The sequence below is a fragment of the Streptomyces sp. P3 genome (genome assembly GCF_003032475.1).
Classification (GTDB): Bacteria; Actinomycetota; Actinomycetes; order Streptomycetales; family Streptomycetaceae; genus Streptomyces.
This window is the reverse complement of sequence record NZ_CP028369.1, coordinates 4,490,232-4,515,058: the sequence shown is the minus strand read 5'-3', so window position 1 is coordinate 4,515,058 and position 24,827 is coordinate 4,490,232. Positions and strand designations below refer to the sequence as shown.

The window sequence follows — 24,827 nt, the reverse complement described above, 5'->3', positions numbered from 1 at the left end:
ATGCCGAATAATCAACGTTCCACCCATGAGCAACCAGCACCGGACGTTCGCCGATGAACTGGCCTCTGGACAACCTTGCGGCTGCCTAGAAGTGCTCCTTAGAAAGGAGGTGATCCAGCCGCACCTTCCGGTACGGCTACCTTGTTACGACTTCGTCCCAATCGCCAGTCCCACCTTCGACAGCTCCCTCCCACAAGGGGTTGGGCCACCGGCTTCGGGTGTTACCGACTTTCGTGACGTGACGGGCGGTGTGTACAAGGCCCGGGAACGTATTCACCGCAGCAATGCTGATCTGCGATTACTAGCAACTCCGACTTCATGGGGTCGAGTTGCAGACCCCAATCCGAACTGAGACCGGCTTTTTGAGATTCGCTCCACCTCACGGTTTCGCAGCTCTTTGTACCGGCCATTGTAGCACGTGTGCAGCCCAAGACATAAGGGGCATGATGACTTGACGTCGTCCCCACCTTCCTCCGAGTTGACCCCGGCAGTCTCCTGTGAGTCCCCATCACCCCGAAGGGCATGCTGGCAACACAGAACAAGGGTTGCGCTCGTTGCGGGACTTAACCCAACATCTCACGACACGAGCTGACGACAGCCATGCACCACCTGTACACCGACCACAAGGGGGCGACCATCTCTGGCCGTTTCCGGTGTATGTCAAGCCTTGGTAAGGTTCTTCGCGTTGCGTCGAATTAAGCCACATGCTCCGCTGCTTGTGCGGGCCCCCGTCAATTCCTTTGAGTTTTAGCCTTGCGGCCGTACTCCCCAGGCGGGGAACTTAATGCGTTAGCTGCGGCACCGACGACGTGGAATGTCGCCAACACCTAGTTCCCACCGTTTACGGCGTGGACTACCAGGGTATCTAATCCTGTTCGCTCCCCACGCTTTCGCTCCTCAGCGTCAGTAATGGCCCAGAGATCCGCCTTCGCCACCGGTGTTCCTCCTGATATCTGCGCATTTCACCGCTACACCAGGAATTCCGATCTCCCCTACCACACTCTAGTCTGCCCGTATCGAATGCAGACCCGGGGTTAAGCCCCGGGCTTTCACATCCGACGCGACAGACCGCCTACGAGCTCTTTACGCCCAATAATTCCGGACAACGCTTGCGCCCTACGTATTACCGCGGCTGCTGGCACGTAGTTAGCCGGCGCTTCTTCTGCAGGTACCGTCACTTTCGCTTCTTCCCTGCTGAAAGAGGTTTACAACCCGAAGGCCGTCATCCCTCACGCGGCGTCGCTGCATCAGGCTTTCGCCCATTGTGCAATATTCCCCACTGCTGCCTCCCGTAGGAGTCTGGGCCGTGTCTCAGTCCCAGTGTGGCCGGTCGCCCTCTCAGGCCGGCTACCCGTCGTCGCCTTGGTGAGCCATTACCTCACCAACAAGCTGATAGGCCGCGGGCTCATCCTTCACCGCCGGAGCTTTCAACCCCCACAGATGCCTGCGGGAGTGGTATCCGGTATTAGACCCCGTTTCCAGGGCTTGTCCCAGAGTGAAGGGCAGATTGCCCACGTGTTACTCACCCGTTCGCCACTAATCCCCACCGAAGTGGTTCATCGTTCGACTTGCATGTGTTAAGCACGCCGCCAGCGTTCGTCCTGAGCCAGGATCAAACTCTCCGTGAATGTTTTCCCGTAATCGGGATCGCACACACGAGAGCGGAACGTCGAGCGGAATAAGCCCGGCGTTCACAACGTCCTCGCTGTGTTTGTTTCAAAGGAACCTCATCCTCGGCTATCACTGCCGGGGACGGGGTATCAACATATCTGGCGTTGATTTTTGGCACGCTGTTGAGTTCTCAAGGAACGGACGCTTCCTTCGTACTCACCCTCTCAGGCTTTCCTCCGGGCAGTTTCCCTTCGGTCTTGCGTTTCCGACTCTATCAGACCGTTTTCCGGTCCGATTCCCTGTCGGCGGGATGAGCTTCAAGGCTTTGGGCTTTCGCCCTGCGGCCTTTCGACATTCACTACGCTAGCCGATTCCCTCCGCAACTCATAATCGAGTTCCACAGGGTTCGAATTCAGGCATGCAGGCATGCCGAAATCGCTCCCGCTGAGGGGTGTTGTAGGTAGTGGGTTGGCCACTTCCGGCTGCAGGCGATCGCCGTACCCGGTTCAAGCGGCTCGGGCCACGTTACGCGCCGGCCAACAGCGAGTCAACTTGGGCGACGCCTGGGGACATGGGCCCGGTAGAGGCTCACCGTCGGGTCGTCAGCTACCCAGTAGCGCCGGGGGTGTACGGCTCCGTCGCCGGAAACCCCGGTGCGCGGACCGCTGCGTACCTGGTCGGAGGGAACGGCGACGCCGGTCAGGATGCGTAGAGGGGTGTCGTCGGAGGTACAGGCGTCCGTCCCGTCGAGTGCTCGGTCCACGCCCAGCGCGGTTGCCAGGCGTGTCGGGCCTTTGGCCAGTTCCTTGTCATTTCAGGCCGATAGTCGACGTTTGCGCGCCGCTTCGGCGCCCTCGACGATCTCCCCGGCGCGGAGCAGGACGGCACTCGCCCTGCCTTCCGGACCACAGACCAGGTTCCTGCAGTGCCACATGCCGTGGGTGACTCGCCAAGCATGTATGTCGCATCGGCAGGGCGACGACAAGCAGGAGACAGGCAGTGCGAGCGATCATCTACGCCAGGCTCAGCCCCCACCCCGAGGGGCGAGGAGTCCAAGGGCGGGAACTTGGCACAACAGGTCGAGTCGAGTCGGGCGCCGTGCGACCGGAACAGCTGGTCAGTCGTAGCCGATCGTCGAGAAGGACACGTCGGCTTCGACCAAGCGGGGAGGCAAGTGAAGCAACGAGTGGGAGCGCGTCAAGGCCGGGGCAACAGGCGTCACGCCGGCCGCCGCACAGGCTCAGGGAGTGCTCGAAGCACTCGAGCGGCAGGGACGGCGCGCCACACGCCACGCTCGCGAGCGATCACCCACCTTCCGATCCAACCTCCGCGCCGACTCACCGGCGAGCCGTGGGCCAGGCACCCGGCGGCTCAGGATCCGGCGGGCGGTTCGGCTCTCGGGCTCAGTCGGTACACGGAGACCGTTGGATCACCGGCCAGGAAGAACCGGTGTTGCCAGTCGTGGGCCTTGCTCACGCCTACCCGAGGACCGACCCGGATGAGCGCGGTGGGTACCGGCTCACCCTCGGACAACACGACCGAGGCACCTGCCAGGAGGTCTGCGCCGTTGTGCTCTCCCGTGATGCCTAGCGCCTGGCAGAAGTTCCCCGGACCCCGGGCAAGACGTGGGCTCTCGACCCTCTCACCTCGTCGCTTACGTGCCAGGTCTTCCCCCGCGATGACCCTGCCTGCCCGGACGAGGACAGCCGAGGCGATGCCGTCCGTCCCGGTGACGACGTTGGCGCACCAGTGAAGACCGTGGGACCGGTAGACGTACAGGTGTCCTGCGGGTCCGAACATGACGGCGTTACGGGGTGTCCGGCCACGGTAGGCATGGGAGGCCGGGTCGGCTGTACCGGAGTACGCCTCGGTCTCCGTGATGGCGATGCTCACGGTCCCCTCGGGCGTCTTGCAGGTGAGGACGCTCCCGAGCAGCTTGGGGGCGACCTCTTCGGCAGGGTGGGCGAGGAAGTCGACGTTCATGCTGCCCGCCTTGACATGCCGTAGGTGAAGTGGGCGTACACATGGCCGGGCGGGCCGAACATCACGCAGTTGCGGGCCGTGCGGCCGCGACAGGCGCGGGAGCCGGGGTCGTTCGGTCCGTCGTAGGCCTCGGCCTCCGTGAGACGCAGGGTGATCGGACCGTCGGGGGTCGAACGGACCAGGAGCCGGCCGAGGAGATCGGGAGCCACCGACAGGACAGGGCGGTCGAAGAAGGTCCTGGGCAGGGGCGTACGGTCGGGGGTCGCGATCATGCCCTCCGAGCGTAGTGCAGACCGGTGGGTGCGTCGGGGTGGTCAGCGGGCACTCGGCTTGCCAGGGTGAGGGACGCGGAACCGGCCTCGTCCGGATCGCGTTTGTAGGGATCGAGGGATCCCGTCCGCAGAAGTTCGTAGGTAGAGGGAGAGTCATGGCGTTCAAGAAGCTGCTCGCGAGTCTGGGGGCCGGCGGGGCTTCGGTCGAGACCGTGCTGACCGAGGTCAACGTCGTTCCGGGCGGTGTGGTCCAGGGCGAGGTGCGGATCCAGGGCGGATCCGTCAACCAGGAGATCGAAGGACTGTCCGTCGGGCTCCAGGCCAAGGTCGAGGTCGAGAGCGGGGACCAGGAGTACAAGCAGGACATCGAGTTCACCAAGCAGCGGCTCGGCGGCGCGTTCGAGCTCCAGGCCGGCGCGGTGCACGCGGTGCCGTTCGGGCTGGAGATCCCGTGGGAGACGCCGATCACGATGATCGACGGGCAGGCGCTGCGCGGGATGCACATCGGTGTGACGACCGAGCTGGCTATCGCTCGGGCCGTGGACTCCGGTGACCTGGACCCGGTCAACGTGCACCCGCTGCCGGCGCAGAAGGCCATCCTGGACGCCTTCGTCCAGCTGGGCTTCCGGTTCAAGAACGCGGACATGGAGCGCGGCCACATCCGGGGCACGCGGCAGAAGCTGCCGTTCTACCAGGAGATCGAGTTCTTCCCGCCGTCGCAGTACCGGGGGCTGAACCAGGTCGAGCTGAGCTTCGTGGCCGACGAGCACACGATGGACGTCGTGCTGGAGATGGACAAGAAGCCCGGGCTGTTCAGCGAGGGCAGTGACACCTTCCGCTCGTTCCAGGTGGGTCTGCAGGACCACCACGCAACGGACTGGGCCGGGTACCTCAACCAGTGGCTGTCCGAGGTCGGCAGCAGGCGCAACTGGTTCTAGGCTCGGAACCACAGACTCCAGAACCGTTCAGGAGGTACCGAGGTGACCGAGCTCAAGAGGCGGCCGCTCCCCCATGACTTCCATCCTCCCGTGCCGTCGTTCACGGTGACGAGCGAGGACGTCGAGGAGGGGGCCACCCTCAAGGCCGACCAGGTCCAGTCCAAGGGCAACACCTCGCCGCAGCTGCGGTGGGAGGGTTTCCCGTCCGGGACCAAGAGCTTCGCCGTGACCTGCTTCGACCCGGACGCCCCGACCGGCAGCGGGTTCTGGCACTGGGTCGTGTTCGACATCCCGGCCTCGGTGACCGAGCTGCCGGCGGGTGCGGGCAGCGGCACGTTCGAGGGGCTGCCGGAGAGCGCCGTACAGGTGCGCAACGACTACGGCAGCAAGAACTTCGGCGGTGCCGCACCGCCGCCCGGGGACGGGCCGCACCGGTACGTCTTCACGGTGTACGCGGTGGACCGGGAGAAGCTCGGTCCGGACGCGGAGGTCTCCCCTGCCGTCGTGGGCTTCAACCTTCGGTTCCACGCGCTCGCCCGCGCCCAGCTGATCGGTGAGTACGAAGATCCCACGGAGGGATGATTCAGCTCATCGTTCGTGCAACGTTTGCCCGCCCCTGGTCTTGGAAGTGATCAGGGGCGGGCATTTTTGTTGCCGGGGGTCACGGGGGTCGCCTCCCGTGGAGCAGCAGATATTGCGTTGTCCATCTCGGCGTGCCCGGCCAGAGTTGGTCCCAGCCTGCCAGGGGGTGGGCCGGTGCACACAGGAGGTGGGCTGGTATGCGGGACACGCTGGTGCTGAACGCGAGCTTCGAGCCGCTGTCGACGGTGACGTTGAACCGAGCCGTCGTTCTGGTGCTTCAGGACAAGGCCGTCGTCGAGCAGGCCCACCCCGAACTGCGGATGCGCGGCGCGGAGGTCGACATCCCGGCGCCCCGGGTGATCAGACTGTGCAGGTACGTACGGGTGCCGTTCCGAAGACAAGCGCCGTGGTCGAGGCGCGGTGTGCTGATCAGGGACCGTCACCGGTGCGCCTACTGCGGTCGTCGGGCGACGACGGTGGACCACGTGGTGCCGCGGGCGCAGGGTGGTCAGGACGCGTGGCTGAACACGGTCGCCTCGTGCGCGGAGGACAACCACCGCAAGGCGGACCGGACTCCGGAGCAGGCGCAGATGCCGTTGCTGCGGCAGCCGTTCGAGCCGACTCCGGCGGACGCCATGCTGCTGGCGCTGGGGCAGGACGACCTGGCCGCGCTGCCTGAGTGGCTGACGCTGGACGCCGCGTAGCCCGTATCCGGACGTGACCGGGGCCCGCCTTCTGTCGGAAGGCGGGCCCCGGTCAGGTCGGTGGTCAGTCGAGGGACGGCTTCTCACGACGCTCGTTGCCGCCGTTGTTGTTGCCGCCGTTGTTGTTGCCGCCGTTGTTGCCGTTGCCGGAGTTGCCGCCGCCCGAACCGCCGCCGAACGGGCCGAAGTTGCCCATGGCGCCGGACAGTCCCTTCAGGGCGTCGCCGATCTCGCTGGGCACGATCCACAGCTTGTTGGCGTCGCCTTCGGCGATCTTCGGAAGCATCTGGAGGTACTGGTAGGAGAGCAGCTTCTGGTCCGGGTCGCCGGCGTGGATCGCCTCGAAGACAGTGCGCACGGCCTGCGCTTCGCCCTCGGCACGCAGGGCGGCGGCCTTGGCCTCGCCTTCGGCGCGCAGGATCTGCGACTGCTTCTCACCCTCGGCGGTGAGGATGGCGGCCTGCCGGGTGCCTTCGGCGGTGAGGATCGCGGCGCGCTTGTCGCGGTCGGCGCGCATCTGCTTCTCCATCGAGTCCTGGATGGAGGTCGGGGGCTCGATGGCCTTGAGTTCCACGCGGTTGACGCGGATGCCCCACTTGCCGGTGGCCTCGTCGAGGACGCCGCGCAGGGCCGCGTTGATCTCCTCGCGGGAGGTCAGGGTCCGCTCGAGGTCCATGCCGCCGATGATGTTGCGGAGTGTGGTGACGGTGAGCTGCTCGATCGCCTGGATGTAGCTGGCGACTTCGTACGTCGCCGCCCGGGCGTCGGTCACCTGGTAGTAGATGACGGTGTCGATGTTCACGACCAGGTTGTCCTGGGTGATCACCGGCTGCGGCGGGAACGGCACCACCTGTTCGCGCAGGTCGATGCGGTTGCGGATGGTGTCGATGAACGGGACGACGATGTTGAGGCCCGCGTTGAGTGTCCTCGTGTAGCGGCCGAACCGCTCCACGATGGCGGCACTCGCCTGTGGGATGACCTGGATCGTCTTGATCAGGGCGATGAAGACCAACACCACCAGAATGACCAGGACGATGATGACCGGTTCCATCGCGGCTCCCCGTACCTTTCTCCGCCTCGGCGCTTTCGGAAGATCTTATGTCTGTTGAAGATCTTGCTGGTCGAGTCTGTCAGACCGTCGTGCGGCTCGGGAGGTGTTCGGTTCACTTGCGTCGTACGGGAGTTGTGCAAGGTCAGATGACGATCGCCGTGGCTCCCTCGATGTCCACGACGTCGACCTCCTGCCCTACGTCGTAGGCGCGTTCGGTGTCCAGCGCTCGGGCGGACCAGATCTCCCCGGCGAGCTTGATGCGGCCGCCCGAGCCGTCGACGCGTTCCAGAACGACGGCCTGCTTGCCCTTCAGGGCGTCGACGCCGGTGGCGAGTTGGGGACGCTGCCGGTCGTGCCGCATCGCGATGGGCCGTACGACGGCGATGAGGGCGACGGAGACGACGATGAAGACGAGTACCTGCGCCACGGCGCCGAGACCGAGGCCCGCGGCGATCGCGGCGGCCACTGCGCCGACCGCGAGCATGCCGAACTCGGGCATCGCGGTCACCACGAGCGGGATGCCCAGTGCTGCCGCGCCGACGAGCCACCACACCCACGCGTCGATGTCGTTCACACGGTCATGGTAGGGCCGTACCTCCCGCCGGGGACAGGGCGCAAAGGGGGCGGTCAGGACAGCGGAAGGCCCTGCGCCGTCCAGCGGTCGCCGACCTGTTCCACGACGAGCGGGAGCCCGAAGCACAGGGAGAGGTTGCGGGAGGTGAGCTCGAGCTCGACCGGGCCCGCGGCGAGGACCTTGCCCTGGCGGATCATGAGGACGTGGGTGAAGCCGGGGGCGATCTCCTCGACGTGGTGCGTGACCATGATCATCGAGGGGGCGACGGGGTCGCGGGCGAGGCGGCCGAGGCGGCGGACGAGGTCCTCGCGGCCCCCGAGGTCGAGGCCGGCGGCCGGCTCGTCGAGGAGCAGCAGTTCGGGGTCGGTCATCAGGGCGCGGGCGATGAGGGTGCGCTTGCGCTCGCCCTCGGAGAGGGTGCCGAACTTCCGGTCGAGGTAGTCGCTCATGCCGAGGCGGTCGAGGAAGGCGCGGGCGCGCTGCTCGTCGACGTCCTCGTACTCCTCCTGCCAGCCGGCCGTCATGCCGTAGGCGGCGGTCAGGACGGTCTGCAGGACGGTCTGCCGCTTGGGGAGCTTGTCGGCGAGGGCGATGCCGGCCATGCCGACGCGTGGGCGCAGTTCGAAGACGTCGGTGCCGGGCTTGCCGAGGGGCTCGCCGAGGACGGAGACCTCGCCGGAGCTCGGGAAGAGGTAGGTGGAGGCGATGTTCAGGAGGGTCGTCTTGCCGGCTCCGTTCGGGCCGAGGATGACCCAGCGCTCGCCCTCCTTGACCGACCAGGAGACCTGGTCCACCAGAGCCCGGCCCTCACGGACCACGGATACGTCCTGAAGCTCCAGAACATCGCTCATGAGCGCGTTGTCTCCCCTTGCAGTGTGGCCGGTCGTCTGTCGCGGGCGCCTGTGGCTCGGACCGCCGCGCGTGGGTGGGCGCGGCCCCTTCGGGAAAATCTACGCCACCGGTCGGGCGGCCCGTTCCATCGGTCCGGTCCTTAGGGTGGGGGGATGCTTTCGGAACCGCGCTCTGGTCGCCTTGCCGCTTGGGGAAATGCCCTGTTGGCCGGATTCGTCTCGCCGGACGACGCCGTTGTCGCCGTCGTCGGGGAGGACGCCGTGCATCGGGTGGAGGGGCTGCCCGGTGAGACGGGGCCGGTCGGGCTCTCGCTCGCACTGGGCCGGCTGCGGACACTCGGGGTCACCGGACTGCGGGTGGCGCTGCCCGTGCCGGGGCATCCGCTGGGGCTGAGCGGGCCGCCGGAGTTCAACGCGCGGGCGCTGGACGCGGAGGAGGCGGTGATCGGTCACGGGGCCGGGTACGGGCTGGTGCCCCTGGTGCACGAGGCCGGGCCCGAGGGCGATGTGCACGTCGAGGTGGTGTGGCACTGCCTGCCGGTGCGGGAGGCGCCGCCGGCCGACGTGCCGTCGCTGGGCGAGGCGGAGCGGGAGCTGGCGGAGGCGTTGCGGGACGCCACGGCGGTGCTGTCGCGGCTGGACGTGGCGGGGTCGGGGCCGGTCGCGGAGGCGGCGATCGACGCGTACCGGGCGCGGGCCGAGCGTGGACGGGAGGTGCTGGCGCCGGGGTATCCGCCGCGGGCGGTGCGGGTGCTGGAGCTGGCGCAGCGGGTGGGGCTGCTGGTGTCCCTGGCGGACGAGAGCGGGTCGGGGGGCGCGGTCACCTCCGGTGAGATGGCGGCGCGCGCCGAGGCGTTGCGGCCGGTGGAGCGGACGGCTCGGCGGGCGCTGGTCGCCGCGTACAACTCCGTTGTGGAAGAGCGGGAGCGGGGGGTGCGGTGAGGGGTGTCTCCGACGGGTGGCGCGACTTGGTGCGGGCGTCCGGGGGCTGTGCCCCGGGCCTCTCCTCAGGCCCCGAACGGGCCTTGTCCTCAAGCACCGGACGGGCTGATTCTGGCGCCGCCACGGCCTGATCGGCCACCGCGGGTTGATGTGGCGCCGGCGGGGGCGGGGCGTGCGCAGGGGCCCGCGCGTCGTCGACGGGTGGGCCCCTGTGTGGTGCGGCGGCGAACTCAGTGGTTGAAGCAGGTGTTGCCGAACGTCGGGTTCAGTGCGCCGCCCTCGTTGATCGTGTTGCCGCAGAGGTTGATGGGGATGTGCACCGGGACCTGGATCAGGTTGCCCGAGATGAACCCCGGCGACTTCACGGCCGCGCCCTCGGCACCCGCGTCGGCGACGGCGACACCGGCGGAGGCTCCCGCGGCGATGCCGGCGACGGTGAGGGCCATGGCGGCCTTCTTGGCGATGTTCATGGAAAGCATTCCTCCTGCGGTTGCGTGTCCGACCCGGCCGCGGGTCGTGCGCTGCCCAACGCGGCAGCTCCCGGGACGGTGCGGGGCGGGCCGGGAAGACACCTCGTTCGGATGATTGGAGCGACAAACGGACCGGCCTTCCCCGGTGGGCGCCGGGGAAGGCCGGAGGTCACTTCGGGACCGGCAGGGGTCTCAGTGGTTGAGGCCCAGGTTGCCGAAGGCCGGGTTCAGCACGCCGATGACGTTGACGCTGTTGCCCACGACGTTGACCGGGACCTGCACCGGCGCCTGCACGAGGTTGCCCGAGACGACGCCCGGCGAGCCCTTGGCCTCGCCGAGGGCGGTGGCGCCGTCGGCGGCGGAGGCCATGCCGGCGCCGGCGGCCATCAGCCCGCCGGCCACCATCGTCACGGCCGCTGCCTTCTTCAGGTTCTTCACTTCTGAGCCCTCCTGGTGATCGCCGCGGCAGTCACCGCGGCACGCACGGGAGAACGGCGGGGAGCCACCCGGGGATACGCCATCCGGGGGACATTCCCACGACGGTATGAATCTCGGATCGGAAGTTAACCCTCCGCATCACCCTGCCGGGACCTCAGCCGGCCACTCCGTGGCGTACGGCCCACAGCGCGGCCTGGGTGCGGTCCGCCAGGTCGAGCTTCATCAGGATGTTGGAGACGTGCGTCTTGACGGTCTTCTCGGAGAGCACCAGTGCGCGGGCGATCTCCCGGTTGGAGCGGCCGTCCGCGATCAGGCCGAGCACCTCGCGTTCGCGTTCGGTGAGGGAGCCGCCCCTCCCCTGACCCGAGCCGCTCTCCTCCTGGGAGAGGAGTGCGTCGGCCACCTCCGGCTGGAGCAGGATGTGGCCGGCGTGCACCGAGCGGATGGCGCCGGCCAGGGCGTCGGGGTCCACGTCCTTGTAGACGTATCCGGCGGCGCCCGCGCGCAGGGCCGGGACCACCGTGCGCCGTTCGGTGAAACTGGTGACGATCAGCACGCGCGCGGGGTTGGCCAGGTCGCGGAGCCTGCGCAGCGCCTCGACGCCGTCCATGCCGGGCATCTTGACGTCCATCAGGACGACGTCGGGTCTCAGTTCCTCGGTGAGGGCGACTCCGTCCGCGCCGTCGGCGGCCTCGCCGACGACCTCTATGTCGTCCTGCACCTCCAGGAAGGTGCGCAGACCCCGGCGGACGACCTGGTGGTCGTCGACGAGGAGCACCTTGATTGCGTCAGCCACCGGGGGCCTCCATCTCGATCGTGGTGCCCTCGCCGGGCGCCGATACCACCGTGAGCGTGCCGCCGACCCCGCTCGCGCGGTCGCGCATGGACACGAGCCCGAGATGGCGGCCGGCCCGGCGGACCGTCGTCGGGTCGAAGCCGCCGCCGTCGTCGGTGACGCGCAGGACCGTGTCCGGGCCGCGTTTGCCGAGTGTCACGTCGACGTGTTCCGCGCCGGAGTGGCGCAGGGCGTTGTGCAGGGCTTCCTGGGCGACCCGCAGCAGCGCCTCCTCCTGGGCGGCGGGCAGGGCGCGGACGCCGTGGCCGGTGAAGGTCACGCGCGCGGAGTGGGCGCGGTCGAGGACCTGGATCTGGGTGCGCAGGGTGGCGATGAGGCCGTCCTCGTCGAGGGCGGCCGGGCGCAGTTCCACCACGGCGGCGCGCAGCTCGTCGGCGGCCTCGGCGGCGAGCGCGGCGACCTGGTGCAGTTCCCCCTTCGCGCGCGCGGGGTCGCGGTCGACGAGGGCCGCGGCGGCCTGGGCCGTCAGACGCAGGGAGAACAGTTTCTGGCTGACCGCGTCGTGCAGCTCGTGGGCCAGCCGGGAGCGCTCCTCGGCGATGGTCAGTTCACGGCTGCGCTCGTACAGGCGGGCGTTGGTCAGGGCGATCGCGGCGTGCTGGGCGAGGATCGAGAGCAGTTCCTCGTCGTCCTGGGTGAAGCCGCAGCCGCCGTCGGGCCTGGGGCAGTTCTTGTTGGCCAGGAACAGGGCGCCGATGACCTCGTCGCCGTCGCGGACGGGCAGGCCCAGGAAGTCGGACATGTCGGGGTGGGCGGCGGGCCAGCCCTCGAATCGCGGGTCCTTGCGGACGTCGGCGAGGCGCTCGGGGCGGGCCTCGCGCAGCATGGCCGCCAGGATGCCGTGCTGGCGGGGCAGCGGACCGATGGCCTTCCACTGCTCGTCGCTGACGCCGTCGACGACGAACTGGGCGAAGCCTCCGTGGTCGTCGGGGACGCCGAGGGCCGCGTACTGGGCGCCGAGCAGCTCGCGGGCGGAGGCCACGATCGTCTTGAGGACGTCGCGTACCTCGAGGTGCCTGCTCATGGCCAGCAGCGCGGAGCTCACGGCGGCGAGGCCGGACCGGGGGCCTTGACTCATGCCCTCACGGTACCGGCGGGGTCCGGCGGCGCGGATCGGACCTGTGGCGGCCGCGGACCCGGGCGGGAGACCTAGGACGGAGGTCCTCGGTACGGCGGCCGAGGTCCGTGGACCGGGTGGTCGGGCGTACGTCGAAGGGACCCGGCCGCCTGCGTCCCGCGTCCGACGCGGGAGCGGCCGGCCCGTTCCTACGGTGGGCTCACCGCCGGATGAGGGCGGTCGGACGAGGGGACGGTCATCATGCCGGTAGCGATCATCACGGGGGCTTCGAAGGGGCTGGGCCGGGCGCTGGCGCAGGCGCTGGCCGCGCGGGGCTGGGATCTGGTGCTGGACGCCAGGAGCGCGGAGGTGCTGGCGGAGGCTGCGGCGGCCGTGGCGTCGTACGGGACGCGGGTCGAGGCGCTGCCGGGGGACGTCACGGATCCGGGGCACCGGGCCGAGCTCGTGGCGGCCGCCCTGCGCCTCGGCGGCTGCGACCTGCTGGTGAACAACGCGAGCGCGCTGGGGGCCGAGCCGCTGGTGCGGCTGGAGAGGCTGCCGCTGGACGGGCTGCGGCGGGCGCTGGAGGTGAACGTGGTGGCGGCGCTGGGGCTGGTGCAGGAGGCCCTGCCGCTGCTGCGCGGAGCCCGGGCCGGCGCGGTGATCACCGTCAGCTCGGACGCGGCGGCCGAGGCGTACGGGACCTGGGGCGGGTACGGGGCGTCCAAGGCGGCCCTGGACCAGGTCGCGGCGGTGCTCGGAGTGGAGGAGCCGGGGATCGCGGTGTGGGCGGTGGATCCCGGGGACATGGCGACGGACCTGTACGCGGCGGCCGTCCCGGACGACGTCGATCCGCGGCCGGATCCGGCCGGGGTGGCGACGGCCTTCGTGCGGCTGCTGGACGAGCGGCCGGCCAGCGGGCGGTACGGCGCGTCGGCGCTTCTGGGCGGACGGCGATGAGGCCGGCGGTGGGGGCCGTCCCGTACGAGTACGTCCGGGGGTGGGGGCGGGTGCCCGAGGAGTTGTCGGCTCGGGTGCCGGCCGAGCAGCGCGGGCCGGGGCGCGGCCGGGACGACGTACGGCTGCTGGTGTCGCGGGGGACGGAGGTGACGCATCACGCGTTCCGGGAGCTGCCGGGTGTGCTGAGGGCCGGGGACCTGCTCGTGGTGAACACCTCCAGGACGCTGGCGGCGGCCGTGGACGGGCGGATCGGTCGCGCGCGCGTGGTGGTGCACTTCTCCACGCGCGGGGACGACGGACGATGGGCCGTCGAGCTGCGGGATCCGGACGGCGCCGGCACGACACGCGCGCGGGCGGGCGGTCCGGCGGGGGCGGAGATCCGGCTGCCCGGGGATGCGCGGCTGACGCTGGAGGAACCGCTGAGTCCGGGCGGCGGGCGGTTGTGGTGGGCCCGGGTGTCCCCCGATGGGTCGTCGGTGCCCGGGCTGCTGCGGGAGCACGGGCGTCCCATCCGTTACGCCTACACGGAGCGGGACCAGCCGCTGTCCGCCTACCAGACGGTGTTCGCGCTGCCCTCGCCGGACGGTGCGGGCAGCGCGGAGATGCCGAGCGCGGCGCGACCCTTCACGGCCGCACTGGTGGCGGAGCTGGTGAGCCGGGGCGTGCAGTTCGCGCCGGTCGTCCTGCACGCCGGGGTGTCGTCGGCGGAGGCGCACGAGCCGCCGTATCCGGAGCGGTTCGCGGTACCGCAGGCGTCGGCGCGGCTGGTCAACGCGGTGCGGGCCGGGGGCGGGCGGGTGATCGCGGTGGGGACGACCGCCGTGCGTGCGGTGGAGTCGGCGGCCGGCGCGGACGGGGTGGTCCGCGCGCGTGGGGGTGGACGGATCTGGTCGTCACTCCCGAGCGCGGGGTGCGGGCGGTGGACGGTCTGCTGACGGGGCTCCACGAGCCGCAGGCGTCGCATCTGCTGATGCTGGAGGCGGTGGCGGGCTCCTCGGCGCTCGACCGCGGCTACGACGCGGCGCTGCGCGGGCTGTATCTGTGGCACGAGTTCGGGGACGCGCATCTCGTCCTGCCCGCGGAGAGCGCAGGCCCGGAGCGCTGACTCGGAGCACGGGCGAGGAGCACGGGGACACGACACACAGGGTGCGGAGCACTGACACAGAGCATTGCTTCGGCAACCAGCTGTGAGAACGATCTGCGGGCCATGTGAGCCCGCACATAGGGCCCACATCACGTACTAGGGATATTAGGAGACAAAGGGACACCCGATGAACGGGGCAGATGGTTCTATCTGTCCCGTTTTGCCCTTCCCTGCTCCACTACCGGGGATCGTACGTCACACCTTTGCCTGGGCATTTTGCGGCCGCTAAGAATTGCTCTCGTCGCTCAGCGCCGTGGATTCACCCCGCGGTGCTCGTGCCTCAAGCACCCGCTGTCCGGCCGTCGGACGAAGAGAGCGACCTCCGCGCTATTCGAAGAGGTCCTTCCGCATGCCCAAGAACACTCACAAGATCGCGATCGCCGGTGCCGCCACGCTCGGTGCAGCCGCCCTCGCCTTCTCCGTGGTGCCGGCCGACGCGCAGACGACCACTACGGAGGCCGTCTCCTCGGCCCGGGTCGCCTACAGCTCCAAGCCCGTGCAGGACGTCAAGGCCGACGTGACCGACCAGCTGGCCGCCAAGAGCGTGAAGGTCGACGCCATCGCGGCGGCCAAGAAGAAGGCCGCCGCGGCCGAGGCGGCCAAGAAGAAGGCAGCGGCGAAGGCCGCGGCCGCCAAGAAGAAGGCGGCCGCCTCTGCGGCCGCCAAGCGCAAGGCCGCCGCCGCGCACAAGGCCAAGGAGGCCGCGAGCCGGTCCGCCAAGCGCGCCGTCATCAAGAAGGCATCCGTCAAGCGGTACGCCAACAACCTCGACGGCTGGATCAAGCACTCCCTGGACATCATGAAGGCCAAGGGCATACCGGGCTCCTACGAGGGCCTGCACCGCAACATCATCCGGGAGTCCTCCGGCAACCCGAACGCCATCAACAACTGGGACATCAACGCCATCAACGGCATCCCGTCCAAGGGCCTGCTCCAGGTGATCCCGCCGACCTTCAAGGCGTACCACGTCGCCGGCACGTCGTGGAACATCTACGACCCGGTCGCCAACATCACCGCCGCCGCGAACTACGCGGCCGACAAGTACGGCTCGATGGACAACGTCGACAGCGCGTACTGAGACCCCCGCACGCCGAAGGGCGGCGCCCCCACGCAGGGGCGCCGCCCTTCGGCGATTGCGCGCACCGGACCGGTGCCGGAGACCTACTTGCGCATGACCTCGGGCTCGTGGCGGCGCAGGAAGCGGGCGACGAAGAAGCCGCAGATCACACCGAGGACGACGAGTGCGGCCATGTCCAGGCTCCAGGCGCCGACGGTGTGCTCCCACAGCGGGTCCGCCCCACCGCCGTCCTTGGGCGGGCTGATCTTGTTGAAGTCCAGCGTGGCGCCCGCGGCGGCGACGGCCCAGCGCGAGGGCATCAGGTACGAGAACTCGTTGACGCCGACCGCGCCGTTCAGGGTGAACAGGCAGCCGGTGAAGACGACCTGGATGATCGCGAACATCACCAGCAGCGGCATGGTCTTCTCGGCCGTCTTCACCAGCGACGAGATGACCAGTCCGAACATCATCGACGTGAAGCCCAGCGCCATGATCGGGATGGAGAGCTCGAACATGGTGGCGGTGCCGAGGACCAGGCCCTCCTTGGGGATCTCCCGGCTCGCGAAGCCGATGACGCCGACCATCAGGCCCTGGAGCAGCGTGACCACTCCGAGCACGAACACCTTGGACATCAGGTACGCGGAGCGGGACAGGCCGGTGGCGCGTTCCCGCTCGTAGATGACGCGTTCCTTGATGAGTTCGCGGACCGAGTTGGCCGCGCCCGCGAAGCAGGCCCCGACCGCGAGGATCAACAGGACGGTGGTGGCCGTGCCGTTGGGGATGATGCGACCGGTCTTCGGGTTCACCGGGTTGGGCAGCAGGCTGTTGCCGGAGTCGATGAGCAGACTCACCGCGCCGAGGACGGCCGGCAGGATCACCGTCAGGGCCAGGAAGCCCTTGTCGGAGGCGATCACCGAGGCGTAGCGGCGCACCAGGGTGACGAACTGGGACATCCAGCCCTGCGGCTTCGGCGGCTTCATCGCCTGCATCGGCGGCATCTGTACGGACTGCGGCGCGATGGCGTCGATGTCCGCGGCGTACATCTGGTAGTGCTGCGAGCCCTTCCAGCGGCCCGCCCAGTCGTAGTCGCGGTAGTTCTCGAAGGCGGAGAAGACGTCGGCCCAGGTGTCGTAGCCGAAGAAGTTCAGCGCCTCCTCGGGCGGACCGAAGTAGGCGACCGCACCGCCCGGCGCCATCACGAGCAGCTTGTCGCAGATCGCGAGTTCGGCCACCGAGTGCGTGACGACGAGAACCGTGCGGCCGTCGTCCGCGAGGCCGCGCAGCAGCTGCATGACGTCGCGGTCCATGCCCGGGTCGAGGCCGGAGGTCGGCTCGTCCAGGAAGATCAGCGACGGCTTGGTGAGCAGCTCCAGGGCCACCGAGACGCGCTTGCGCTGGCCGCCGGAGAGGGAGGTGACCTTCTTCTCCTTGTGGATGTCCAGCTTCAGCTCGCGCAGCACCTCGTCGATGCGGGACTCGCGCTCGGAGGGCGTGGTGTCGGCCGGGAAGCGGAGCTTGGCCGCGTACTTGAGGGCCTTCTTGACGGTCAGCTCCTTGTGCAGGATGTCGTCCTGCGGGACCAGACCGATGCGCTGGCGCAGCTCGGCGAACTGCTTGTAGAGGTTGCGGTTGTCGTAGAGGACGTCGCCCTGGTTCGCGGGCCGGTAGCCGGTCAGCGCCTTGAGCAGCGTCGACTTGCCGGAACCGGACGGTCCGATGACCGCGATGAGCGACTTCTCCGGGACGCCGAAGGAGACGTCCTTGAGGATCTGCTTGCCGCCGTCGACCGTGACGGTCAGGTGGCGGGCGGAGAAGGAGACCTCACCGGTGTCGACGAACTCCTCGAGCCGGTCGCCGACGATCCGGAACGTCGAGTGGCCGACGCCGACGACGTCGGTCGGACCGAGCTGGACCGAGCCGCCCTTGGGGATCGGCTGGCCGTTGACGTAGGTGCCGTTGTGCGAGCCGAGGTCGCGGATCTCCATGCGGCCGTCGGGCGTCGAGTGGAACTCGGCGTGGTGGCGCGAGACCTGCAGGTCGGAGACGACCAGCTCGTTCTCCAGCGCACGGCCGATGCGCATCACGCGGCCGAGGGAGAACTGGTGGAACGTGGTGGGGCTGCGATCGCCGTAGACCGGCGGCGCCCCCGCGCCACCACCGGGCACCTGCTGCACGTACGGCTCGCCCGCCCCCTGCTGCTGCGGGACCTGCGGCGCCCCCTGCTGCGGTGGCGGCCAGCCCGCCTGCGGCGGCGACTGCTGGGCCCAGCCCGGACTCGCCCCCTGCGCGGCGTACGGCTGCTGTTGGGGCTGCGCGGCGGGCGCCTGCGCCCCCGAGAGGTTCACGCGCGGCCCGTCGGTCGCGTTGCCCAGGTGGAACGCCGAGCCGGAGCCGATCTCCAGCTGGTGGATCCGCTGCCCCTGCGCGAACGTACCGTTGGTGCTGCCGTGGTCCTCGACGACCCAACTGCGGCCGTTGAAGCTGACCGTGGCGTGACGCCAGGAGACCCTGGCGTCCTCCAGGACGATGTCCCCCTGCGGATCCCGTCCGAGGGTGTAAGACCTGGACGGATCGAGCGTCCAGGTGCGTCCGTTCAATTCCAGTACGAGTTCCGGCACTCCAGCCCCACTGAGTTGTCCCCCGAGTAGCCCCATCAACGGGGAGTCTAGGGATGTCGAACATCGGGGGGAACTATTTCAGTAGCGGCCCCCTGACCGAAAGTCGGGCCTTGTGAAGAGCGTGCGCGGGCGCATCGGCCGTTGCCGTTGACGGGGTGGAAAACGGGCCGGAGAGTGGTAAACGCACGCGAGGGGGACGGAAGCGGCGGTCTTCGCCGCCCCGCGCTGCGGATCGGGGGGTCTGCATGGGTGCCGACACGGACGTCGACGGCCGCGGGAAGGCGCCGGGCGCCAGGGGCGTGCCGTGGCTGGACGTGTCGCTGGCCGCGATCGCCGCGGTGAGCTGGGCGTTGATCGGGATGGCGGGCACCGCGGCGCTCGGGCTGCATCTGCTGGAGGCGGACTCCGCCGGGTCGTTGGGCCCGATGACGGCCGCGGTGGTGGTCCTGGGCGCCGGCGGCTCGGTGACTCCGTCGGGTGATGTGTCCGCTTTCGGTCTCAGCGGCGCGCAGACGGCCACGGCCATCGAGATCACGCCATTGGGGGTGAGTCTGGTGGGCGCGCTGCTGTTGTCGTGGGTCTTCCTGCGGTCCCTGCGCACGGCCGGGGTGGTGGTCGCCCCGGCCGAACTGCTCGCGCGTGTGGGCTCGGTGGTCGCGCTCTTCGTGGCGATGCTCGGCGGACTCGCCTGGGCGGGGCACGACGTCATCACGTTGGACGGGGGCTCGCTGGGCCTGGACGGCATTCCCCGGGGCGGGGGCGGCGGGGGTGGCGGCGGCCTCGAGATCCCGGGGCTCGGGGACATCAGCGGTCTGCTGCCGGACCGGCTCGGCGATCTGGTCGACGCGCGGGCCGCGGTCGGTTTCAGCGTGGACACGGTACCGACGCTGCTCGGCGGACTCGGGTGGTCGCTCGGCATCCTGCTGATCGCTCTGTCGGCCTCGCGCCGGACGCCGTTGCCGCGGGGCTGGGAGCCGGTGCACCGGGCGGTGCGGCCTGCGGCGTCGGCCGTCGTCACGGTCCTGCTGGTGGCCGTGGCGGCCGGGTTCGCCGCGGCGGCTTACGCGGCGATCGGCGACGACCACCCCCGGCGGATCGCGGGTGCGGCGCTGCTCGGCGCGCCGAACGGGGTCTGGCTGGGCGTGCCGCTCGGTCTGTTCGTCCCGTGGGACGGCCGGGCCACGGGTGCGCTGACGAACCTGCTCCCCCACCCCCTGGACGACCTCCTGCGCGTCGGCACCGAGCAGCCGGTGACCCTGGGCCGCCTCGCGGAGCTGGACGGACGGGTGTGGCTGCTGGGAGTGGCGATGGCACTCATGATGCTGCTGGCGGGGGTGCTGGCCGCCGTGCGGACGCCGATGGGTGCCGTGGGGGCAGCGGGCGTGGTGGGGGCGGGCGGCGCGGGGGCGGGGCAGGCCGGCGTGGGCGGGTTCGTGGGGCGCTGTGCCGTGCGGCTGGGGGTCGTGACGGCCCTGGCGTTGTTCCTGCTCGTCCGGCTGACGGAGGTGTCCGTGAACGCCTCGCTCGCTGTGCTGGGGTTCGACGCGTTCGGGGCCGGTGTCCATCTGGAAGGACGGACCGGCACGGCACTGCTGCTGGGAGGCGCGTGGGGTGCGGGGGCGGGCGCCGTCGGTGCGCTGCTGGCCCGGTTCACCGGGGCCGCGGGACGGTGGGCGGTGGAGGTGGCACGGGGTGACGCGGGACGGACGCGTCCGACGGCGAACGGGGCCGGACCGGACCGGGGGGCTCCAAGGGACGCGGGTGACCTGGCCGGGCCGTACGCGCCGAGCGTGTCGTACCGGCCGCCGAACCCGGCGACCAATCCCTACCTGCGCGTTCCGAAGGAGTTGCGGGACCCGCAGGAGGTGAGCGAGCCGGAGGACGTCCGGCCGGGGGCCACCCGGGAGAGCGGTGCCGAGCCGCCGGGGCCGGACGAGAGCTCACGGCGGGACGGCCCGCCGCCCGGGCCGGACGACGTATACGGCGCCCCGACCGTCGTCCGCCCCCTCGGGCCCTCGCCCCGCTCACCCCGACGGCCGGCGGGCCCGCGTCCGGGCGAGCGCCCGCCGACGGGACCCGACGAGGGCCCTCCGCCTCCGCCGCCGCCTCGGGGGCCCGCGGGGCCGAGGGCACCGCGGGGGCCCCGATGAGGAACGGCCCGTCCCCTGTGGCCGAAGGGGTGGTCGGGGCCGGCGCAGCGGGACGGGGCGGCCCGCGTCCGAGCGGTCGGGGCGCAGCGACCGCGGCGGACGGGGCGACGTGGGGTGGGCGGAGTGCCGCCGTGCGTCGGTGTGGGCCTCGCACGGGAGTCGCGAGTTGTCCGCCGTCCGTCAGGCGGACCTGAGCGGCGAGCGGCACCGGGTGCCGGATACGGTGGGTACACCATGAGCGCTTTGCAGACTTCGTCCTCTGACGTGCCCACGCTCCTTGTCAAGATCTTCGGCAAGGACAGGCCGGGCATCACGGCCGGCCTCTTCGACACCCTCGCCGCCTACTCCGTCGACGTGGTCGACATCGAGCAGGTCGTCACGCGAGGCCGGATGGTGCTGTGCGCGCTCGTGACCGAGCCGCCGACCGGCCTGGAGGGGGACCTCCGGTCGACGGTGCACAGCTGGGCCGAGTCGATGAAGATGCAGGCCGAGATCATCTCCGGCACCGGCGACAACCGTCCTCGCGGTATCGGCCGGTCGCTGGTCACCGTGCTCGGGCACCCGCTCACCGCGGAGGCCACGGCGTCGATCGCCTCGAAGATCACGAAGGCCGGCGGCAACATCGACCGTATCTTCCGGCTCGCCAAGTACCCGGTCACCGCCGTCGAGTTCGCCGTCTCCGGCGTGGCGGCCGGGCCGCTGCGCACCGCGCTGGTCACGGACGCTGCGGCACTCGGCGTGGACGTGGCCGTGGTGGACGCCGGTCTGTACCGGCGGGCCCAGCGGCTCGTCGTCATGGACGTCGACTCCACGCTCATCCAGGACGAGGTGATCGAGCTCTTCGCCGCCCACGCCGGCTGCGAGGACGAGGTCGCCGCGGTGACGGCGGCGGCGATGCGCGGCGAGCTCGACTTCGAGCAGTCGCTGCACGCGCGCGTGGCGCTGCTGGAAGGGCTGGACGTCTCCGTCGTGGACAAGGTGCGCGCCGAGGTGCGGCTGACCCCGGGCGCGCGGACGCTGATCCGGACCCTGAAGCGGCTCGGCTACCAGGTGGGTGTGGTGTCCGGCGGATTCACCCAGGTCACGGACGATCTGCAGGACCGGCTCGGGCTGGACTTCGCCCAGGCCAACACGCTGGAGATCGTCGACGGAAAGCTGACCGGCCGGGTGACCGGTGAGATCGTGGACCGCGCGGGCAAGGCGCGGCTGCTGCGCCGGTTCGCCGCCGAGGCGGGTGTGCCGCTCTCGCAGACCGTGGCCATCGGCGACGGCGCCAACGACCTGGACATGCTGAACGCGGCCGGGCTGGGAGTCGCCTTCAACGCCAAGCCGGTGGTGCGCGAGGCGGCGCACACGGCGGTGAACGTGCCGTTCCTGGACACCGTCCTGTATCTGCTCGGCATCACCCGCGAAGAGGTCGAGGCCGCCGAGACCCACGACGAGAAGTAGCCCCCGCCGACGACGAGGGCACATCCGTTCGGAACCGATCGGCCGAGTGCACCCGCGGACACCGACACGGGCGGGTGCCGACCCATGCCGGACGCCACGGAGGGCGGGGACCGGCAGGAAACCGGCGGGGAGACGCACGGACCGGCACAAGCGGGCGGCGGGCACGGAGGGACCCGGAGGGCCCGGCGCTGCGACGGCGCCGGGACCTCCTGCGTGCCGCCGGAGTGGGTTACTCGGAAGGCGCCCAGTAGTCGAGCAGCGTGGCGACGCCCGGCTCCAGCGACTTCCAGGAGCCGTCGAAGGAGATGACGGCGAAGGCCGCGGCCGGGAAGCCCCGGCTGTGCATGCGCTCCCCCGCGTCGCCGTCGACCTGGCCGGACAGGACGTCGGCAAGCCCCTGGATTCCGGGGTTGTGGCCGATCAGGACGAGGTTGCGCACGTCGTCGGGGGTTTCGTTGAGCAGGGCGATCAGCTCGCCCGGCGAGGCTTCGTAGATCCGCTCCTCATAGACGGTTTTCGGCCGGTGCGGGAACTCCTGGACGGCGAGCTTCCACGTCTCCCGGGTGCGGGCCGCGGTGGAGCACAGGGCCAGGTCGATGGGGATGCCGGTGTCGGTCAGCCTGCGTCCGGCGACGGCGGCGTCCTTCCGGCCCCGTTCAGCGAGCGGACGCTCGTGGTCGATCACCTGCGGCCAGTCGGCTTTCGCATGGCGGAAGAGGACGATCCTGCGGGGTTCTGCGACGCTCATGACTCCCAGCTTCGCACGAAACAGGCCACGGGGCGCAGGGAGTTGACATGCGGCCCCACCAGCGGTCCCGGGTGTGAACGATCCACCGGGTCACTACCCCTGGCTAGCGGGCGATGAGCTGCTGGACGCGCTCGACGAGATGGGTGATCGCCGGGTCGCCGCCCGCCGCGTGGGCGTCGACCGGGTTCAGTATCAGCACGAGCAGGGTGATGAAGGCCAGCGTCGGGAGGGCCAGCGCCCACCAGGGCAGCAGGTTGCCGACGCCGCCCGAGGCGGCCGGGTGAGGCCGGGAGTGCGTAGGGGCCGACATGGGTGCCTCCGCTGTCTTCGAGTCGTCCGCAGGCCGTGGCCGGTGGTCCGCGTCGCGCGGTCACAGTTCGAAGTTACGGAATCGGGCGCCGTCAACCCATCCGGTGACCCACCCACTTGACCCTGACCCTCACCCCCTAGGGGACAGGGGGGTCAGCCCCACCCCGAAGGTGCGGCGGGCCGCCCGGCAGCAGGCACCGGCAGCAGGAATCCGGCGTCGCGTGCCCGGCGTCGCGTGCCGGGCGTGAGAGGCGCGGCGTCGGATGCCCGGTGTGAGAGGCCGGGCGTGAGAGGCGTGGCGTCAGGGGGAGGCGATGGTCGCGATGACGGCGATGATCACGAAGATGGCGAGGAACGAGCCGAAGACGAGGAGCATCTTCTTCTGACCGTCGCGCGGATTCGGGTCGAGCACTGGCATGCGGCAAGTCTCGCACCCGCCGGCCCGGGCGGTGGCGTCGGGGGTCCGTGGAAACCCGACGGGTCAGCGGACGGCCTCGTCCTCCACCGTGCGGTCACGGCCCGCCAGGACGCCTACGACCGTCTGCGGGATCATCAGCGCCCTCATGAGCGCGAGGGGCAGACCCCAGCCGGAGCTGTGCTGGTAGAGCGCTCACGCCCTGGACCTACATGGACCACACCCGGCTGGTGGACGCGATCCGCGCGGGTGAGGCGGAGGCGGCCGCCGTCGAGGCGGCCGGCCACCCGCCGGCGTGCCGGCCCGGCCGGGTCGCCACGCCCCCGGCCGACCGCTCCTCGCGGGGGTCACACCCGCTGGTGGCTGACCCAGGCCGAGCGGACCTCCTTCCAGCAGCGCCCGGTGAGCCGTACGGTCAGGGCGGGGCCCGCGTCGACGGGGGCCCCGTCACTGTCGAGGTCCCACCATCGGTCGCACTCGATGTGCAGACGGACCCGGTCGGTGTCGACGTAGGGGTTGTGGCAGTGGGCGACGACGCGGGAGCCGTGGACGCCGACGCGGCATTCCGCGCCGAACAGCTTCGGCCCGGCGGCTTCGCGCACCTTCACGCGTGCGTGCGGCGACGCGTCGTACGGCAGCGAGAACACGAGACAGAACGCGACGACGGTCGCTGGGGCCAGGCGGCGGGACAGGCGCACAAGGGATACCTCCTCGGCCGAGCTGGGGAGGGAACCGCGCGTCGTGCGGGGCGCGCACTCCAGCGTGCCCGTTCGTGGTCCTCCGCCGCCCGGACAGGTACGCCGAACGAGTGACGCCCCGCCCCCCGCCTGTGATGCGGGGAGCGGGGCGCCGGGAAGCCGGTCGCAGACCCGGGATCAGGCTCCGATGGCGTGCAGGCCGCCGTCCACGTGGATGATCTCGCCGGTCGTCTTGGGGAACCAGTCGCTCAGCAGGGCGACGACGCCGCGGCCGGCCGGCTCGGGGTCCTTGAGGTCCCACTCCAGGGGCGAGCGGTCGTCCCAGACGGACGCCAGTTCACCGAAGCCCGGGATGGACTTGGCGGCCATCGAACCGAGCGGACCGGCGGAGACCAGGTTGCAGCGGATGTTCTGCTTGCCCAGGTCGCGCGCCATGTAGCGGCTGGTGGCCTCGAGGGCGGCCTTGGCGGGACCCATCCAGTCGTACTGCGGCCAGGCGAACGAGGCGTCGAAGGTGAGACCGACGACCGAGCCGCCGTTCTGCATCAGCGGCAGGCAGGCCATGGTGAGCGACTTCAGGGAGAACGCCGAGACGTGCATGGCCGTGGCGACCGACTCGAACGGCGTGTTGAGGAAGTTGCCGCCGAGGGCGTCCTGCGGCGCGAAGCCGATGGAGTGCACGACGCCGTCGAGGCCACCGAGCTCCTCGCCCACGACGTCGGCCAGGCGCCCGAGGTGCTCGTCGTCGGTGACGTCGAGCTCGATGACCTTGGTGGGCCTCGGGAGCTTCTTGGCGATGCGCTCGGTCAGGGTGGGCCGCGGGAACGCGGTCAGGATGATCTCGGCCCCCTGCTCCTGCGCCAGCTTGGCGGTGTGGAAGGCGATGGAGGCCTCCGTCAGCACACCGGTGATCAGGACGCGCTTGCCCTCGAGAATTCCGCTCATGGTGA

The 24,827-nt window shown here is 70.2% G+C and carries 23 protein-coding genes, 1 rRNA gene and 4 pseudogenes; 10 read left to right on the top strand and 18 right to left on the bottom strand.

The window, feature by feature from the left end:
* Positions 1-102: 102 nt before the first annotated feature.
* The 4 genes and pseudogenes from C6376_RS20325 to C6376_RS20300 form a co-directional block, all read right to left on the bottom strand.
* Positions 103-1,628: ribosomal RNA gene (locus C6376_RS20325) — 16S ribosomal RNA — on the bottom strand.
* A gap of 530 nt (positions 1,629-2,158) precedes the next feature.
* Positions 2,159-2,554 (bottom strand): annotated as a pseudogene (locus tag C6376_RS20315) (DNA-3-methyladenine glycosylase); the annotation flags it as partial.
* Between the two features lie 428 nt (positions 2,555-2,982).
* Positions 2,983-3,594, bottom strand: a complete 612-nt coding sequence (locus C6376_RS20305; protein WP_107444738.1) for a DNA-3-methyladenine glycosylase — start codon at positions 3,592-3,594, stop codon at positions 2,983-2,985.
* Positions 3,591-3,866, bottom strand: a complete 276-nt coding sequence (locus C6376_RS20300; RefSeq protein WP_107444737.1) for a DNA-3-methyladenine glycosylase — start codon at positions 3,864-3,866, stop codon at positions 3,591-3,593. Before C6376_RS20300 ends, C6376_RS20305 begins: the two co-directional genes overlap by 4 nt.
* 155 nt (positions 3,867-4,021) lie before the next feature.
* Between C6376_RS20300 and C6376_RS20295 the strand changes: the two genes are divergently transcribed.
* From C6376_RS20295 to C6376_RS20285, 3 genes are all read left to right on the top strand, one after another.
* Entirely contained in the window at positions 4,022-4,804 is a 783-nt protein-coding gene (locus tag C6376_RS20295) for a sporulation protein (RefSeq protein WP_107444736.1), read from the top strand.
* Positions 4,805-4,846: 42 nt separating this feature from the next.
* Positions 4,847-5,386, top strand: a complete 540-nt coding sequence (locus C6376_RS20290) for a YbhB/YbcL family Raf kinase inhibitor-like protein (RefSeq protein WP_107444735.1) — start codon at positions 4,847-4,849, stop codon at positions 5,384-5,386.
* A 197-nt stretch (positions 5,387-5,583) separates the two neighbouring features.
* Entirely contained in the window at positions 5,584-6,090 is a 507-nt protein-coding gene (locus tag C6376_RS20285) for an HNH endonuclease (protein ID WP_057582307.1), read from the top strand.
* 64 nt (positions 6,091-6,154) lie between these two features.
* On the opposite strand, the gene C6376_RS20280 is transcribed toward C6376_RS20285, so the two are convergent.
* From C6376_RS20280 to C6376_RS20270, 3 genes are all read right to left on the bottom strand, one after another.
* Entirely contained in the window at positions 6,155-7,141 is a 987-nt protein-coding gene (locus C6376_RS20280) for an SPFH domain-containing protein (protein WP_107444734.1), read from the bottom strand.
* A 142-nt stretch (positions 7,142-7,283) separates the two neighbouring features.
* Positions 7,284-7,715: an NfeD family protein gene (locus C6376_RS20275; protein ID WP_107444733.1), complete on the bottom strand. Its 432-nt coding sequence runs from the start codon at positions 7,713-7,715 to the stop codon at positions 7,284-7,286.
* A 53-nt stretch (positions 7,716-7,768) separates the two neighbouring features.
* A complete protein-coding gene (locus C6376_RS20270) occupies positions 7,769-8,566 on the bottom strand; it encodes an ABC transporter ATP-binding protein (RefSeq protein ID WP_107444732.1) in 798 nt (265 codons plus the stop codon).
* Between the two features lie 153 nt (positions 8,567-8,719).
* Between C6376_RS20270 and C6376_RS20265 the strand changes: the two genes are divergently transcribed.
* Positions 8,720-9,508, top strand: coding sequence for a hypothetical protein (locus C6376_RS20265; protein ID WP_107444731.1), 789 nt, complete (start codon positions 8,720-8,722; stop codon positions 9,506-9,508).
* A gap of 230 nt (positions 9,509-9,738) precedes the next feature.
* Here the strand turns inward: C6376_RS20265 and C6376_RS20260 are convergent, their stop codons facing one another.
* The 4 genes from C6376_RS20260 to C6376_RS20245 all read right to left on the bottom strand — a co-directional run bounded on the left by C6376_RS20260 (position 9,739) and on the right by C6376_RS20245 (position 12,350).
* Complete coding sequence (locus C6376_RS20260; protein WP_107444730.1) at positions 9,739-9,978, bottom strand: chaplin; 240 nt, start codon at positions 9,976-9,978, stop codon at positions 9,739-9,741.
* A gap of 192 nt (positions 9,979-10,170) precedes the next feature.
* Entirely contained in the window at positions 10,171-10,416 is a 246-nt protein-coding gene (locus C6376_RS20255) for a chaplin (protein WP_057582301.1), read from the bottom strand.
* Positions 10,417-10,570: 154 nt separating this feature from the next.
* Positions 10,571-11,212, bottom strand: coding sequence for a response regulator transcription factor (locus tag C6376_RS20250; protein WP_107444729.1), 642 nt, complete (start codon positions 11,210-11,212; stop codon positions 10,571-10,573).
* Positions 11,205-12,350: a GAF domain-containing sensor histidine kinase gene (locus tag C6376_RS20245; RefSeq protein WP_107444728.1), complete on the bottom strand. Its 1,146-nt coding sequence runs from the start codon at positions 12,348-12,350 to the stop codon at positions 11,205-11,207. Before C6376_RS20245 ends, C6376_RS20250 begins: the two co-directional genes overlap by 8 nt.
* A 240-nt stretch (positions 12,351-12,590) precedes the next feature.
* Between C6376_RS20245 and C6376_RS20240 the strand changes: the two genes are divergently transcribed.
* The 3 genes and pseudogenes from C6376_RS20240 to C6376_RS20230 all read left to right on the top strand — a co-directional run bounded on the left by C6376_RS20240 (position 12,591) and on the right by C6376_RS20230 (position 15,511).
* On the top strand, positions 12,591-13,289 hold the full coding sequence (locus C6376_RS20240) for an SDR family oxidoreductase (protein WP_107444727.1): 699 nt from the start codon (positions 12,591-12,593) through the stop codon (positions 13,287-13,289).
* A pseudogene (locus tag C6376_RS20235) lies at positions 13,286-14,394 on the top strand (S-adenosylmethionine:tRNA ribosyltransferase-isomerase). Before C6376_RS20240 ends, C6376_RS20235 begins: the two are co-directional and overlap by 4 nt.
* A gap of 388 nt (positions 14,395-14,782) precedes the next feature.
* A complete protein-coding gene (locus C6376_RS20230) occupies positions 14,783-15,511 on the top strand; it encodes a transglycosylase SLT domain-containing protein (RefSeq protein ID WP_107444726.1) in 729 nt (242 codons plus the stop codon).
* Positions 15,512-15,594: 83 nt separating this feature from the next.
* On the opposite strand, the gene C6376_RS20225 is transcribed toward C6376_RS20230, so the two are convergent.
* Positions 15,595-18,108 (bottom strand): FHA domain-containing protein, encoded by a 2,514-nt coding sequence (locus C6376_RS20225; protein ID WP_173985687.1) that lies wholly within the window; start codon positions 18,106-18,108, stop codon positions 15,595-15,597.
* A gap of 245 nt (positions 18,109-18,353) precedes the next feature.
* On the opposite strand from C6376_RS20225, the gene C6376_RS20220 reads away from it, so the two are divergent.
* Together C6376_RS20220 and serB are read left to right on the top strand one after the other, a co-directional pair.
* A complete protein-coding gene (locus C6376_RS20220; RefSeq protein WP_107444724.1) occupies positions 18,354-20,258 on the top strand; it encodes a streptophobe family protein in 1,905 nt (634 codons plus the stop codon).
* 234 nt (positions 20,259-20,492) lie between these two features.
* Complete coding sequence (gene serB, locus C6376_RS20215) at positions 20,493-21,707, top strand: phosphoserine phosphatase SerB (protein ID WP_107444723.1); 1,215 nt, start codon at positions 20,493-20,495, stop codon at positions 21,705-21,707.
* A gap of 229 nt (positions 21,708-21,936) precedes the next feature.
* On the opposite strand, the gene C6376_RS20210 is transcribed toward serB, so the two are convergent.
* From C6376_RS20210 to C6376_RS45320, 4 genes and pseudogenes are all read right to left on the bottom strand, one after another.
* Positions 21,937-22,455, bottom strand: a complete 519-nt coding sequence (locus tag C6376_RS20210; RefSeq protein WP_107444722.1) for a histidine phosphatase family protein — start codon at positions 22,453-22,455, stop codon at positions 21,937-21,939.
* A gap of 103 nt (positions 22,456-22,558) precedes the next feature.
* Positions 22,559-22,765, bottom strand: a complete 207-nt coding sequence (locus C6376_RS20205) for a hypothetical protein (protein WP_107444721.1) — start codon at positions 22,763-22,765, stop codon at positions 22,559-22,561.
* Between the two features lie 300 nt (positions 22,766-23,065).
* Entirely contained in the window at positions 23,066-23,182 is a 117-nt protein-coding gene (locus C6376_RS45325; RefSeq protein WP_107444720.1) for an SGM_5486 family transporter-associated protein, read from the bottom strand.
* Between the two features lie 63 nt (positions 23,183-23,245).
* Positions 23,246-23,371: pseudogene (locus tag C6376_RS45320) on the bottom strand (MFS transporter); the annotation flags it as partial.
* Between the two features lie 2 nt (positions 23,372-23,373).
* Here C6376_RS45320 and C6376_RS45315 point away from each other — a divergent pair.
* Positions 23,374-23,508, top strand: a pseudogene (locus tag C6376_RS45315) (GntR family transcriptional regulator); the annotation flags it as partial.
* A gap of 18 nt (positions 23,509-23,526) precedes the next feature.
* Here C6376_RS45315 and C6376_RS20190 read toward each other — a convergent pair.
* Together C6376_RS20190 and fabI are read right to left on the bottom strand one after the other, a co-directional pair.
* Positions 23,527-23,877: a hypothetical protein gene (locus C6376_RS20190; protein WP_107444719.1), complete on the bottom strand. Its 351-nt coding sequence runs from the start codon at positions 23,875-23,877 to the stop codon at positions 23,527-23,529.
* Positions 23,878-24,054: 177 nt separating this feature from the next.
* The gene (fabI, locus tag C6376_RS20185) at positions 24,055-24,822 is read right to left on the bottom strand and encodes an enoyl-ACP reductase FabI (RefSeq protein WP_107444718.1); all 768 of its coding nucleotides are present in this window, start codon (positions 24,820-24,822) and stop codon (positions 24,055-24,057) included.
* Positions 24,823-24,827 lie beyond the last annotated feature (5 nt).